At 68.9% G+C, this 14,642-nt stretch carries 7 protein-coding genes; all 7 read right to left on the bottom strand.

Features of this window, described 5'->3' with window-relative positions; genetic code table 11:
• Window position 1 precedes the first annotated feature (1 nt).
• Window positions 2-520 carry a YbaB/EbfC family nucleoid-associated protein gene (locus tag ACFYO1_RS37520; protein WP_387242287.1) on the bottom strand — a complete coding sequence of 173 codons (519 nt, stop codon included), beginning with the start codon at window positions 518-520 and terminating at the stop codon, window positions 2-4.
• A gap of 16 nt (window positions 521-536) precedes the next feature.
• Entirely contained in the window at window positions 537-941 is a 405-nt protein-coding gene (locus ACFYO1_RS37515) for a hypothetical protein (protein ID WP_387242284.1), read from the bottom strand.
• A 128-nt stretch (window positions 942-1,069) separates the two neighbouring features.
• Window positions 1,070-2,731, bottom strand: a complete 1,662-nt coding sequence (locus ACFYO1_RS37510; RefSeq protein WP_387242281.1) for a hypothetical protein — start codon at window positions 2,729-2,731, stop codon at window positions 1,070-1,072.
• Between the two features lie 94 nt (window positions 2,732-2,825).
• Complete coding sequence (locus ACFYO1_RS37505; RefSeq protein ID WP_387242278.1) at window positions 2,826-3,275, bottom strand: hypothetical protein; 450 nt, start codon at window positions 3,273-3,275, stop codon at window positions 2,826-2,828.
• Window positions 3,272-3,763, bottom strand: a complete 492-nt coding sequence (locus tag ACFYO1_RS37500) for a DUF6301 family protein (RefSeq protein WP_387242275.1) — start codon at window positions 3,761-3,763, stop codon at window positions 3,272-3,274. The genes ACFYO1_RS37505 and ACFYO1_RS37500 overlap by 4 nt, the downstream gene beginning before the upstream one ends.
• Before the next feature lie 78 nt (window positions 3,764-3,841).
• Window positions 3,842-4,807 carry an alpha/beta hydrolase gene (locus ACFYO1_RS37495; protein WP_387242271.1) on the bottom strand — a complete coding sequence of 322 codons (966 nt, stop codon included), beginning with the start codon at window positions 4,805-4,807 and terminating at the stop codon, window positions 3,842-3,844.
• Between the two features lie 110 nt (window positions 4,808-4,917).
• Window positions 4,918-14,637: a hypothetical protein gene (locus tag ACFYO1_RS37490; RefSeq protein WP_387242268.1), complete on the bottom strand. Its 9,720-nt coding sequence runs from the start codon at window positions 14,635-14,637 to the stop codon at window positions 4,918-4,920.
• Between the last annotated feature and the right edge of the window lie 5 nt (window positions 14,638-14,642).

Genomic DNA, 14,642 nt, shown 5'->3' with positions numbered 1-14,642 from the left:
ATCACCAACCGGAATCGGTGACCCCACGCTCCCGGGACTTGACATTGTCGAGCGACTCGACATTGTCGAATGCCATGGCGGCGCTGTCGGTTCCGGCAGCGGTGGCCCGCTCCAACGAATCGGGTTTACTCAGTGACGCGTGCGTCTGCGCGGGCATCTGGCTGCTGAGATCCGGCATTCCCTCGACCAGATCCGACAGCTTCGGCAAACGGGCGCGCTCCTCCTGGAACGGGGCGAGCAATTCCTGCGACTGGCGGCGAACGTCGGCGGTGGCCTCTTGCGCCGCCTGGGTGACGGCACGCGCCAATTCGGCGTATTCCAAATCCTCGACGCCTCGACCGAACTTGGTCTCGATGACGTTGCCGTCCGCATTGACCACGACGGTCACCCGCCCGCCGCGCACGGTGGCCTTACCCATCAGCGCAAGACGCTGTTGTTGCAATCGCGCGATCGAGTGGAGCTGCGACTGCACCTCTTCCATCAGGCCGGCGACATCTCCCCGAGAAAAATCGTGTGCCACGGCTACCGACCCTTACTCACGAAGTGAAGCTTTCGCCATTGCGCTTGTCCAGGTCCTGCTGCAACTTGTCGGCGACCTTCCGCTGGTCGCCGGCCACCTGCTTGAATGTGCCCGCCATACCGGTAGTGCCCTCGATGAGGTTCGTCTTCGACGAGAGATATCCGTCGTCGCCGCCGGGGCCATTCGCGAACTGGTTACCCATTTTGTCGTCACCCCAGGGTGCACCGCGACCGGCGACCGCCGACTTCAGGTTGTTGACCGCATCGGTGATCCGATCGCCGACATGAGCCGTCTTGCCCGCGGCCGATCGGAATTCGTCCGGGTGGAACTCGAATTTCTCATCCGCCACAATGCACCCTTTCCCGCAGTGCGAGGGGACGCCAACCCCCGGTCGTAACCTGAAATCCTTGGCAGAGTTCATGATCAGTTCACCCGATCTCCGCCGCCAGTCAATAAACCGTAACACCATCGCTACTGGTGGACCACTCCAATGGGGCACCCCAGTCCTAGGGGCACCGGAGCTGTCTTGCCCGCTCCGAGCAGCGGCGATCAGGCATCGACCTGGCCGTGCCGCTGCTGGAATCGATGCTCGAACTCGGCGATGTAGAGCGACGGGGCCACCGAGGACGACGACTGTTCCAGCACGCCGTCGTCGGCGATGTAGAACAGCGCCCGGCCGATCGCGATCTCACCCGGCGCGGTCGGCACGTAGACCATCCACCCGATGCTGATCCGGTCCGCGCGCAGGCCGTCCAGCGGGTACCGGGAGGTGTCCATACCGCTGTCCAAGATGAACTGGCGAACCCGGGCGATGGCGTCTTCCTGCGGCATCGGCTCCGGCACCGTCATCGTCACGCCGGCCATGGTGAGCTGGTAGAGCGCGCTGTCGATGTCGAAGCCGCCGTCTTCGCCGAACACGTCGACCAGAGTGGACCTGGTGACGACCCCGATCTCCGCGGCCGACACCAGATTGGCGACGGCCTGCCGAAGCCGTGGACTCGGTGACTCCGCGATCAAGCCGGTCACGATGTCGACCACCGACTCGGGCGACCACATGCCCGGCACCGCGTCGCTGAGTTCGTCGGCGATCGGCGACATGCCGCGATACCAGTTGCCGCCCTCCCACCAGTAGCAGAACGACAGCAGGCCGCCTGCCGCACGTGAATTCAGCACCGGGTTGGCAACCCACTCCGGCGCGCCCGCGTACAGGTCGGGCATCGGCACGCCGCGGTTGTAGACCGCGTTCAATTCCGGCGCGTTCCACACTCCGCCGGACAGTACGGCCCGCCCGCCCGGCACCGTATACAGCGTGGAGCCGCTGCGCTTGGACCCCTCGAACCAGCTCAACGCGGGCAGCACCCGCGGACCCAGCGGCGATCCGACGGCGACGAACGCCGCGGCGATCACCGCCCAGCGGGCCGCCAGCAGCGGAAACGCCGGGAAGTCGTTCGCGGCCAGCACCCCGCGCCTGCCCGCGTCCCGATCCGCCCGTGCTTGGACGGCCGCCTGCTGAGGTGTCCGTGATTGCCGATCGGCGTGCCCGATGTAGGCCGCGAGCCACACCGGCAGCACATCTCGCGGATAGACCTCCAGGTCGGCGCGATAGATCTCCGGGGGGAACAGCTGCTCGTCGGGGAAAGGCTCGTCGCCGTAGTCGTAATCGACCTCGACCTGTCCGCTGCTGGTCAGCGTCATGCTGTACCGCCACCACGGTCCGTCGCTGAGCTGAGCCGACACGTGCCGGTGCTGGCGGACCAGGGCCAGCACCTCCTCCGGCGGGTAGGCCCGCACCATGCGTTCCTCGTCATCGGCGAATACCGCGAAGGCGATCTCGGCGGCGACGGTCACCGCGAAGACGGCCTCCAGTCGCCGCCAGCCGTCCGGGCCGGCCCCGCCCAATTCCCTGGCGATCTGATGGCTGATCGCGGTGGCCATCTCGGCCGGGTCCGCCGACGGCGGCGCGGCCATCCCGCCGGCGAGGGTGAAGCCGACATCGGGTTCCTGGTCATCGTCACCGCTGGACTCGGGGGCAGCCGGCTCGCCGGTTTCGGCAACACCGTTCTGCTGTTCAGGCGAGACCAGGAAGCGCCGCATGAAAGCCATTTGGGCGGCGGCCGTCTCGGCATCGGCCGGCGCGCCGGAATCATCGTGGTCCGGCGCCGACTCGTCGCGCGGCTTGTGGTCCGGAGCCTGATCGTCTGGACTGGTCACGTCGCGGAAATCTCCTCATCTGCGCACCGAAACGACGACTGGCCCGAAGAGGAAGCCGCCCCGCGTCCATCCTGGCACAGCGGGTCGCGCCTCGTCAGCCCTGCGCAGGCAGGCCGAGCAGCGGCAGATCGAGCTTGCGGTTGCCCGCGTTGCCGTTCCACGCCTCATAGTGGAACGCCGCAGGGTCGGCGATCCGGAATGCGTCGCGCAGCCCGGTCACCACCATCGACGCGATCCGGCGATACGTCGCCGAGTCGATCGGCCAGGGCGTATCGAGCCACCAGTTGCCGCTGTGAGTTTCGTCGGGCTGCTGCCAGCCCGCTTCGGTCAGCAACCGTGCCCCTGCTTCGCCGGCGCCCAGATCTGGATCGAGCCACTCGTCACCGACGATCTCGGCGAACAGCGTGTCCTCGGATTGGAGGAACTGCGCATACCGTGCGACATCGGCCGAGTCATCGGACTCGACGACTTTCACCACGGCACCCGCGGGCAGCTCGGCGAGGTGCTGGGCCAACCCTTCGGCGAACTGATCCCACCCGGTCAAATCAGCCCCTTTTCCTGCAAGTCGATGGTCCGATCGAGGGCCGCGAGCCGCGCATTGGTGATCAGAGCCAACTGCACCGTGATGTTCAGGTTTCTGAGCACAATGGTCGCTTCCGCGCCCGCCCAGCGAATCTCGGCGGACTCGCCGGGGATCCGGGCCGTCGGCTCGCCTAGGCCGGCGGTCAGCGCGGTGGCCATCCGGACAAACGTATCGGACGTCTGCGCCTTACCCGCCGGGTCTTTGTCTACGAAATCCGTAACTTGCAGTGTCAGCTCGACGGCCTGGTCGTGATCTATTTGAATCATGCCGCTGGACCGGCCGAATCCGGCGTCGAGGCGGACCCACTCCGGCCGTGCCGTTTTCACCTGCCAGCCGAACGACTCCGCCAGCTCAGGGATGTCGGTTGCTGGGTATGGCCAGTTCAACGAGCGAAGGCGCCGAGCCAGGTCGACGATCTGGTCGTCGGACATTGCACGCCATTCGGTCATGGAATCACCCTAGTACTTACTGTCGGATCGCATCTTTTCTTGGCGATCGACTGTGCCACAACCAGTGCGGTAGCGCGACTACGCGGACAGCGGCCCTCGCTCGACCTCCGCGCGTTCGATCTCGGCGATGAACCGCTCGACACCGTCCAGGGCGGCGCGGGCCTCCGGTAGAACACGATGTCCCACTTGGAATACGTGGAACATGCCTGGCCACAGCTGTACCTCGCATTTGCCGCCTGCCGCGCGTTGGACCGCGCCGTAGTGTTCGGCGTCGGCGCTGAGCATTTCGCTGCCGCCTGCTTGCAGCAGCATCGGGGGTAGGTCGGGGCCGGCGTGGGCGGCGACGTTCAGCCGTGGATCGCCGAAATGGGTTGTGCCGGTGTAGAGGCCGGTCATTCGGGTGGCGAGGCCGAAGGACATGAAGGCCTCGTTCACCTCGGTGCGGCGGGCGTCGGCGAGGGCCCAGGTCGAGTCGACCAGGGCCGAGAAGCCGACGAGGGCCTTGGGCTGGGGCAGGCCGAGTTCACGCAGTTGCACACACAGGCCGAGAGCCATGTGGCCGCCGGCCGAATCACCCATGAGCACGATGTCCTGCGCCGCGTGGCCCTGTTCGAGCAGCCAGAGGTAGCCGTTCAGCACGTCGTCGTGCGCGGCGGGGAAACGATGTTCGGGGGCGCGCCGGTAGCGCAGGGTGAACGCGGGGCGGTCGAGACGGCGCGACAGTTCGGAGACCAGTCCGCGATGGGTGGCCGGACTACAACCGACGTAGCCGCTGCCGTGCAGGTAGTAGATGAGTGATCGCCCGGGGCGCGGCGCCGCGCCGACCCACTCCCCCCGTGCTCGACCGCGCGGTCCTTCGACATCGACCGGTGTGGTCGGCAAGGTGCGGTCGAACCAGATCCGGCAGGCGACGGCGAGCCCGAGCCGCGCACCGGCAACGCCGAGGCGGTTGGCGGGCAGGCGCGCGCCGAGCGGAAGCAGCGTGGAGTGCAACGCGAGAATCACGCCACGGCTGGCCAGAGACAGCGGATCACCATTGATCATCTACCGATTGAACCCAACGCCACCGGGCTGTGGCAATAACGGTGAAATCCACCGGGCACAGTGCACAAAGGCGCCCGCTACCTGCTGTTCTATGCCACAGTCCCGCGCGGTCAAGCGAAGATTGCGGTGCGGCGCGAGGGGTCGGCGAGGACGTCGCGGACCAACAGGCCGAGATCCACGTCGGCGGGGACGGAACGGTAGATCACGTCGAAGGCGGGGACGCCGGCCACGCTGACCACGAACCTGGTGTTGCGGCGATCGTAGGGATACCAATCGATGGCGACCGGGCCGTCGAGATCGATATCGTGACTGCCGCCCCGCAGCCCCAACCTGCCATGGTGCCGATAGAGCACCACGGGAACTTCACCCAGTTCGGCGTAAACGCCGCCGAGTCGACTCGCCCCGCCAGGCGTCGCCTGCAGTGCGCCGGTAATCGGATCGAATTCGGCCCACACGCCATAGCCGACGTATGGGCGGACGACAACCGTTGCGCCGCGGCTATTTTCGCCGGTGTACGCGCGTCGGCCGTGACCGTTGCCGCCGTTGCGTTGACCGTTGCCGCCTGGCCCTGGGCCGCCCGTGGGTGGGATGGGGGTCCACGGCGGCAGAGAGGATCCCGGCTGATCGGCCGGTGGAATCGTCACGCCCGGCGGCAGATTCGGTGACATCGATACTCCCGGCGGGACCGGGCCCCCGGGATACGGATGCGGGTGCGTCGGGTTCTGCGGTGGGACAGGCAGGTTCGGCGGAACCGGAAGGTGTGGTGGTACGGGAGTGTTCGGCGGCAACGGGATGTGTGGTGGCTCCGACGGATTCGGCACCGTCGCCGGCCCCGGCAGGCCCGGCGGCTCCGGTAGGTACGGCGGGTTCGGTGGCTCAGGTAGCTCCGGCTGGTTCGGTGACACAGACGGGTTCGGTGTTTCCGGGATGTGTGGCGGCACCGGCGGAATGGGTGGCAGCGGAGTATGCGGCAGCACCGGCGGGCCTGGAATAAGCGGCGGCACCTGCGGAATCGGAATGTTCGGTGGGACCGGCGGTCCCGGCGGTGCGGGCGGTGCGGGCGGTGCGGGCGGTGCCGGAGTATGCGGTGATGTTGGGATATGTGGCGGCTCCGGCAAATTCGGTGGCACCGGAAGGTGCGGCGGATTCGGTGGCTCAGGCACCTCCGGTGGCACGGGCAGGTGCGGCGGCACGAGTGGGTTCGGTGGCACCGGGATATGCGGCGGGACCGGCGGAATCGGTGGCACCGGAATGTGCGGTGGGACCGGCAGTGTCGGTGGTACGGGAGGCTCCGGGATATGCGGCGGGACCGGCAGAGTCGGTGGCACCGGAATGTGCGGCGGCACCGGCAGAGTCGGCGGCACGGGAGGCCGGGGCGGATCCGGAGTATGCGGTGGTGCCGGTGGGTGTGGCGGCGTCGGTGGGTGTGGCGGCGTCGGCGGGTGTGGCGGCGTCGGCGGGTGTGGCGGCGTCGGCGGGTGTGGCGGCGTCGGCGGGTGCGGCGGCGTCGGCGGGTGCGGCGGTGTGGGCGGGTCTGGGACTGGCCATGGGATGGGGGTGGAGTCCACCGGGTCGGGGAACTCGAATTCGTAGTCTCGTGGCGGATGGGGAATGTGCGACCTCAGTGCCCGGCCAGGCAACTGCGGCGGAATCGGATCACGTTGCCCGGCCGCAGGATCAGGCGGAACACCACCATCACCGCGGTTCGCACGTGTGCCACTGTCACCGGCTTCTGGCTTCGGCGCGGACGCCGGCGCACGCCTAGGCGATTGCTCCGACCCCGATGGGTCTCCACCAGCTCGCCGATCCGTATGCGTATGCCCCTCACCGTCCTCGGGCTTCAGTGCGGGCTTCGCGCGCGGCTCCGAATGCTCGGTACTCCCAACGGATTCCGGCGAGTTGCCGTTGCCTTCCGATGGAACGCCCTCGCCGCTTGGCTTCGTTTGCGCGTCAACGTCTTCCGACCTCGGCACGGCTTGATCCGCGACGGCAGGCCCGCGCGGAGGCGTCTGCACGGGTCCGGACTCGGGTTCCCGGCTGGTTGGCGGTTCACGGTCAGTCGACCGGTCTCGCGCTATGGTGTGGCCGGAGTCGCGCGATCGGCCGTGGACCGCGGCAGGGTCGGAGGTGGTTGGCGGTTCAGGGTCAACCGATCGGTCGTGCGCTGGGGTGCGGTCAGGCTCGCGCGATCGGTCGTGATCTGCGGCCGGGTCCGGGGTGGACGGCTCGCGGGGCGCTGAGCCGTGCGCGTCTGTGGGCAGTTCCAGCGGCGGGATGGCGGTTGTCGGTGGTGCCACGTCTGGGCCGGTAGCGGCGCGGCGGTCGAGTTCGTCGAACTTGGCGATCATTTCGCGATGGGCGGCCTCGAGGTTCGCCATGAGTTGCTGGTGTTCGCTTTGGGCCGCGAGATCGGTGCGGATCTGGTCGAGGTGGTCGAGCGTGCGGCGCAACTCGGCGTCGGCCTGTTCGGCGTGGCGGCGGTAGGCCTCGTCCACCTTCGCCAGTTCGCGGGCCAGCGCCGCGTCTATCCGGCTGGCCGGGCTCGCCGAATCCGCATCCGCATCCGGTGCCGCAGTGTGCGGCTCGAGCCGCTCAGCGAGGTCTCGGCCGATCTGCTCCAGATGGTCGAGCACCCGCCGCAACTCGGCATCGGCCTGCTCCGAATGCCGCCGATACGACTCATCCAACGCCGCCAGCTCGCGCTCCACCGCATCATCGATCCGCGACGGCGGAGACGTCGAATCCGATTCCGGCGCACTGTCTTGCGGCTCGAGCCGGGCAGCGAGGTCGCGCTCGATCTGCTCCAGATGGTCGAGCACCCGCCGCAATTCGGCGTCGGCTTCGTCCGCATGACGGCGGTACGACTCGTCCAGGGCGGCTAGCTCTCGGGCGAGCGCCTCATCGATCCGCGACCTCGAACTCGCCGAATCCGATTCCGGCGCAATGCCTTGCGGTTCGAGTCGATCAGCCAGATCACGCCCGATCTGCTCCAAATGATCGAGCACGCGGCGCAACTCGGCATCGGCCTCTTCCGAATGCCGCCGATAGGACTCATCCAACGCCGCCAGCTCACGCGCCACCGCGTCATCGATGCGCGTACGCGGCTCCGCCGAATCAGCCTCCGGCACAACGTCATGCAGGTCGAGCGGCTTGTCCAGGTCCCGACCGATCCGATCCAGCCGGTCCAGCGTCCGCTGCACCTCGGCGTCGGCCTCGTCGGCATGACGCTGCTGCGATTCGTCCAGAGCGGCGAGTTCACGCGCCAGCGCCGCATCTATCCGTGCGTGCGGGTCCGGCTGGGTATCCGCAGTCGGCCGTTCGTCGCGCACTGTCGGCTCGGTGCTCGGCGGCTCCTCGGCCACCTTCGTCCGATTACCCGGCTCGTTCGGACTCTGCCCCGAATCCGGCTGCCGCACCGGGTCATCGGTGACGGAGCGGGTCCGCACACCCGGCTGCTGTTCACCGTTGCCCTCGATCGCCGGCCGCTGGGCGACGCCATCCGACCCAGGCCGGCGGGGCGGCGGCTCGGTGGGGGGCGAGGAGGGCGTCCGGCCATCGTCGTCGGGCCCGCCCAGTTCGGGCCGGGGATGCCCGTCGCCGGGATGCCCGGCCTGGTCGCCCGCCGGCAGTTGCTCCGGCGCCCGGTAGAACTGGTCGGCCAGGTCGGCGAGTTCGCGGATCTGCGCGGCTCGCTGCCGCACTTCATCGCGCATCTTGGCGATTTCCGCGGCCAGCTCCGTAGGGGTCAGACCCTCGTGCTTTTCGATCTTGCCGTCGCGATACGCCTCGTACACCTTGCGGAACGTCGCGTCGTCGGCGTCCGCGAGATCGACGCCGACCAGCCGCGACCAGTCCCGGTTGGGGTCGGGCCGATCGCTGTCGGCGTCGCTGTCGCGATCCCAGGTTCCGTCGCCACCGGGCCGGCGCGGGTGCTCGGCGAGAGTCTGCCCGAAGTCGAGTGAATCCCCGGAATCCATTGCCTCGCGGATGATCTCGCGCAACGCGTGGATCGCCTCGGGGTCGTGGATCGGCGGCTCGCCGGTGACCCGCGGATCGGCGGACAGGTCACCGCGCGGTACATCGGCGTAGGGATCGATCTCGATCAGCGACTTCGAGTACTCGGTGAGCGCGTTCCGCAGCAGGTCGTGCTTGCCGTCGCGTTCCATCTGCGCGAGCAGCTTGCGCAGCTTCTTCGGATCCAGGCTCTTCGAGTCCAGCCCGTGCACCAACCGCCCCGCGTCGTTCTTGGTGTACTTCGGCGGGAAGAGTTCCGACGGATCGATCCCCAGCCGCTTCGCCAGCTGATCGCGCGCGGCGGCGAACGCGGCCGGATCGAGGTCGCGCAGTTGCTTGGCGTAGGCAACGAGATCGCCGATCTGCTGGGCGCGCAGCGCGTTTCGGAACGAACCGTCGGTCAGCGCTTCGGCGAGCCGCTGCGGGGTCAGCTCCGCCTCGGGGATGCCGAGGCGGGTGGCCAGCTGGCTGCGCGCGTCACCGATGTCGTTGAAGGACGAGATGTCGTTCATCGAGCGCGCGAAGTCGGCGAGCGCCTCGATCTGCCCGGCCCGAACAGCGTTGTCCAGCTTCATATCCGCGATCGTCTGCGCCACCCGGTCCGGGTGCAGCGCCTCCGGTTGCAGGCCGAGGGTGCGCGCCAGATCCACCAGGTCGGCGAGCACTTCGGCCCGCGGTCGCGGCGGTGGTTCCGGCGCGTTCGCCGCCGACGGTTCGGTGTGCGGAACGTCGGCGTGGTCCAGCACGACCGGATGCCACTGACCGTCCCTGTCGCGCAACAGGGTTACCGCCAGATCGCGGCCATCGATCCGCTCGCGGTGGTGATAGACGTCGGGCGTATCGACCGGTTCGAGATGGATATGACCGTTCCGATCGGTGCGCGCCTTGTGGTAATCGACTTGAACGTCACCGCGATTCACCGCCTGCGCCAGGTCCGGGTTGTCGGCCAGCACGCGGGCCAGCGCGGCGGCCCGGTCCTGCGGTCCGTCGATGACGACGAGCCGGTCCGGCACATCCTCGCCGACCGGAATCCGCATGACCTGGTCGCCGAACGGTTCGCCGATCGGCGGCTGATCGCCGGATTCGGGATGGACGCGGAATTCGGCGGCATCGGCGAATTCGGCGACCCGGTCCGCGCGCGCCTGATTCGCGGCCCGCAGTTCGTCGATCCGCTGCGTGCTGACCGAGTCGATGTCGAGGCCGAACATCTGTGCCCAGGTGGACAATTCGTCGCGCAGCTGGTCGCGGCGCAGCGCATGTTCGAAGTAGGCACGCGGTCCCTGGTCCCGGCCGAGCTCGGGGTCGTTCGGGCCGATATCACCCCATTCCTTCAGCGGGTCCGCGCCATTGCCGACCGGCGTGTAGTTCTGTACCCCGGTCGAACCGTCGAAGGCCGCGTTGAGCTCCTTGAGGAAGCGGCCCATCGGATTGTCGTCGAAGAAACTGACCTGGTCGGAGTACGGGACCGGCCGTCCGGCCGGATCCGGCTCGCCCTGACGGACCGGACGATGGCCGGGATCGTCGTCGAACTCGTCCTCGTCGAAGTAGAGGTCCTCGTCCTCCTCCGCGCGGCGACGCTGGTCGGGTCCCTCGAGCTCGCCAGGGTGATTGCGCTGCTCGCCCTCGCCGAGTGCGGGGCGCGAATCCCGGCCTGCCACATCCTCTCTGGTGTACGGCCGGGTCTGCTCCTCGTTGTATCGGCGGTACGCGTCGGCGAGGCCCTCGATCGACGCGGCCTCGCGCAGCGTGCGGTACTCCTGCTGGTCGATGACCCGGCGCACCGTCGCCGGGTCCTCGTCGGGCAGGTCGAAGCCGAGCCGGTCGGCCAGCTCGGAGAGCGACTCGTGTTCGGGCGGTGGGCCGTCCGGGTCCGGCGTGGGGTCCGGGTGCGCCGGTGGTTCCTGCTCGAGGGCCCGCGCCTCGTCCTCGGAAACCAGGCCCAACCGCTCCATGTCGTCCACGATCCGCTGCCGCTGCTCCGGATCCGACACCGAAAGCGCGTCTTGCAGAACGGCCCTGGCCTCTTCCGCCGAGATCTGGCTGACCTCGAAGAGGTCGGTGATGGTCTCCCGCACCAGATCCGGGTCCGCGTCGCTGACCCAGAAGCGGTACTCCGCGCCGTCCGCGGTGCGCGGTGCGACGAAATCACCCGCCACGTCGGGGGTCCGCCCGGACAGCTGGCCCAGGATCGGGAGGTGCTCGCGGTTCTTCCAGATCGTCGCGCCCTCTTTCAGGATGCGAGCGACGTTGGGCGCCTTGTCCGATGCGTCCGGCGCCGGTCCCACGTGCGGGACATCCGGTGCATGCGGAACGTGTGGAGCGGGAGCCGGGGTGGGCGGCTGGTCGAACAGGTGTGGCGCGTTGGCCACCCCGTCGCGCAGTGCGGTCTGCCCGCGGCCGTCCTCGCCTGAACCGGACGGGTACTTGGGGTTGTCCCCCTCGTAGCCGCGGACGTAGATCCGGTCTCGGATGCGTTCCCACGCACGACGAACCGGCGACTTCTTCTCGACCTCGCCCGAACCCTCCTGCCGCGCAGGCGGTTCCCCTTCACCGGCCGGTACCGCGCGCCAACGATCCTCGCCGTCCGGATGCAGCGCCAGGGGAACCTGCTCGCCATCGATGTCGAGGGTATGCGGGTGGGTGTCGTCGGCGAGCACCACCGAATCCGGTTCCAGTACCGGAGGCCCGCTGGAATCGTTGTCGCGGTGGGTATTCGACGCGCCGCCGGGGTCGTCCGGTGAGGCGGGTGGTGGTAGCCCGGGCGGCTTCTTACCGCCGCCGTCCGAGTCCGATGCCGGTTCGATCGGTTCGCCGTCCGGCGGCCGGTGCCCGACCCCGACCTCGTGCAACCCCAGATCCCGCGGCGGCAGACCGGAATCCGCGTGCTGCTGCGGAATTCCGTGCTCGTCGAACAGGATCGTGCGGGTGAGCCGGACCGGGTAGTCGGCGCCGGGCGGTACCGGCGGGAAGTCGTGCGGCAGACCCAGGACCGGATCACGCACCACGATCGTGCCGTTCTCCTTGACCAGCACGTAGGCGTGCGCGCCGACATTGTGCTCGTCGCTCTTGCCGTAGACGTCGATCACCAGCGCGGCCACGCCGTCGGGGCGCTCGATCCGGTTGCCGTCGGAGTCCAGCACGAAACTGCCGTCCGGCCGGGTCTCGTACATCAGCGCGTCGTGAATCTCGTTGTGGGTCTCGACGTCTCGCAGCGGCGCGTGGGCGGCCTGCTCGATTTCCCCTTGGGACACGCCGTCCAGGCCGACTTCCCGGGTCGGCACGTCGATCACGTCGCTGCCGGTGAGCCGACGGATGAGTTCGAGGCTGCGGACCGCGCAGTCGCGCCGCTGGTCGAGTTCCGATCGATCCGGGCGGGTGGCGGCGTGATCGGGATCGGCGGCCGCGGCGGTGTCTGGTGGCGTGGTCCGATGATCCGCGCGTGGCGCGGCGTCGGCGCCCGCCGCGGCGGCGAGCGGCAGCAGGCCGGCTCCGTCGAGCGGAGTCGGGCCGTCCCGCCGGGTGTGCGAGCTGTCAGCCAACCGTGGCCCGTCGGAATCGCCTACCTGCCGCGTCTCGGCGGCCCCGTCCGCACTCGACCGGGCGCGCGGCGGATGCTCGCCGCTCGAACCCGATTGCAGCGCCGACTGATGCTCGCTGCGGGCGGTGTCCGCTAGGCCGGTGCGATCCGGTTCACGGGTGCGCGGGGCGGTGCCGTCACCACGGACGTCGCTCACCCGGGGGCGATCGGCGGGCGGGCGGGCATCTGCGGCCGGACGGCTGTCCGGGTTTCCGGCCCGCGGTTGTTCGACGCGTGGGGCGTCCGACACGGTGTGCGCACGCACATCCGCGGACGCCGGGCGAGACGCACTGGAAGATAGTGGAGTACTGCGATTTTCACCGGCAGTAGTCGGATTGACCGATGCCGGGTGGGCGGGCGCGGCGCCCGGGTTCCCGGGAGGCGTGGCATGGATCGGCGCATTGGCGATGAGTCCGCCATCGGTGTTTCGCACCGTGACCGGTTCGCTGCCCGTGGAGGTCGCATCGATCCGGCCGTCGGACCCCGCGCCCTGCACGGCGTCCGCTTCCGGTGCCACGCCCGCACGCTGAGTTGTGAGATCCGCGGAATCGGACTGCGCCGCAGTGCGATCCGGGTTCGATCCCGCGCCGTCGACCGGTCGGGAGCTACTGTCGCCGGCCCGGCTCTGACCGTCGCCGTCGGAATGCGCCGGTGCTGAATCGCCGGCCGCCCGGTCCGCATCCCGGATCGTCGCATCGCCCGATCGCCCCTGGGCGTCGCCGGTTCGGTCATCATGACCCGCTCCCCGGCTCGCATCGGCCTCGGGAGCGTCGGCAGAATTGCGGTCAGCACTTGAGGCCTGGCTATCGCCGGAGCCGTTGGCATCGCTCGAATTACGCCCATCATTCGCCCCGCGGCGCTCGCCGGACCCGTCGACATCGCCCGAGTTCCGACCATTGGCGGATCTACGATCGGCATCGGATCCGCCGGCCTCGGCAGATTTTTGATCGGCACTCGATGCGCGGCTATCGCCGGGACCATTGGCGGCGCCCGAGTTCTGACCGTCACTCGATCCACGGTTGCTGCCGGATCCGCCGCCATCGCCCGCACGCTGTCCGTTGACTCCGCCGCCCTGTCCGTTGCCCGAGACATCTCCAGCGCCGGCCGGCCTGGTCGCTCCGCCGTCGCGGGACGAGCCCCGGCCGCTACCGTCGCCGGCGTCCGCCGGCCGCGCCCCGGCGCCATCGGTCGAATTCGCCCCGCTGCCGGAGGGATTGACGGCGGCGTCGAAGCGGTCGCCGAAACTGGGTCTGCCGAACAGGTCCGGGCGCATATGTCCCCAAGCGTGCTGTGCGCCAACCTTGTTCAGTCCGGACATCGCGCCGTTCGACGCGCCCGCGGTGAACATCCGCCAGTCGACCTGGGTGTTCTTCAGGTTGTTCCAGGCATCGCCGACGCCGTTGCGTGCGGCGTCGATGCCGAACTGGGTGCCGGTCGCGGCGACGAATCCCGCGCCCGCGCCCATCAAACCGGCGCCCGGACCGGTGATCGCGGCCCGCATCCACGGCTTCATCTCCGAACTCAGCCGGTGCCCGAGCCAGTCCCCGAACGGGCCCGCCGCGGCGCCACCCGCGGCCGAACTCACCGCGGTGACCGCGACCTGATCCCAGTTGATCGATTTGCGGTGGCCGTGGTCCACCTGCCACTGCTGGACGCCGAGCTCCTGCAACGTGCCGAGCATCGTATCGATCGCCACGTGGCGCAGCAGGAACTTCGCGAGCTTCGATGCCACGAGCTTGCCCGCGTGCCGGATGATCGCGGAGACCACCCGTTCGCCGATGATCCGCACCGCGATCCGGGTGATCCCGATCGCGGCCGCCTCGACCGCGGGCGCGGTGGGCGGAAACAACCAGGCCGCGGCCAGCTCGCCGGCCAGCAGCCCCAGCGAGGACCAGTACATCAGCTTGGCGTACTCGATCTCGGTGCCGACGCCGCTCGCGGATTCGCCGATCTGGTCGAAGAGTTCGGCCAGCTTGTTCAGCGACTGGTCCTTCTCCGACCCGTCGCCGGAGCGCATGCTGTCGAAGCCCTTGATCATCTCCTCGACGCCCTCGCCGACCGGATAGGCGGTCAGCGAGGCGCTTTTCGCCGCATCGATGTCGCCGAGAATGGTGCGCAGGTCAGCGGCGGCGGTGTGCCAGTCCTGGGCCAGCGCCCACATCTGGTCTTCGTTGCCCTCGGGCCACTCCATGCCGACAATCGGCTCGAGCCACTCCAGGAAGCCCGGCAGTTCGATCATGGTGG

It is taken from the genome of Nocardia sp. NPDC006044 (genome assembly GCF_042871115.1).
In the GTDB taxonomy this organism is placed as follows: domain Bacteria; phylum Actinomycetota; class Actinomycetes; order Mycobacteriales; family Mycobacteriaceae; genus Nocardia.
The sequence above is the reverse complement of the archived record's forward strand: the minus strand, read 5'-3'. Positions and strand labels throughout refer to the sequence as shown.

What these genes read in the sequence shown, in the direction of transcription:
- ACFYO1_RS37500 (WP_387242275.1), bottom strand. Translation starts at nt 3,763, where the DNA reads ATGACCGAATGGCGTGCAATGTCCGACGACCAGATCGTCGACCTGGCT.
- ACFYO1_RS37515 (WP_387242284.1), bottom strand. Translation starts at nt 941, where the DNA reads ATGAACTCTGCCAAGGATTTCAGGTTACGACCGGGGGTTGGCGTCCCC.
- ACFYO1_RS37490 (WP_387242268.1), bottom strand. Translation starts at nt 14,637, where the DNA reads ATGATCGAACTGCCGGGCTTCCTGGAGTGGCTCGAGCCGATTGTCGGC.
- ACFYO1_RS37495 (WP_387242271.1), bottom strand. Translation starts at nt 4,807, where the DNA reads ATGATCAATGGTGATCCGCTGTCTCTGGCCAGCCGTGGCGTGATTCTC.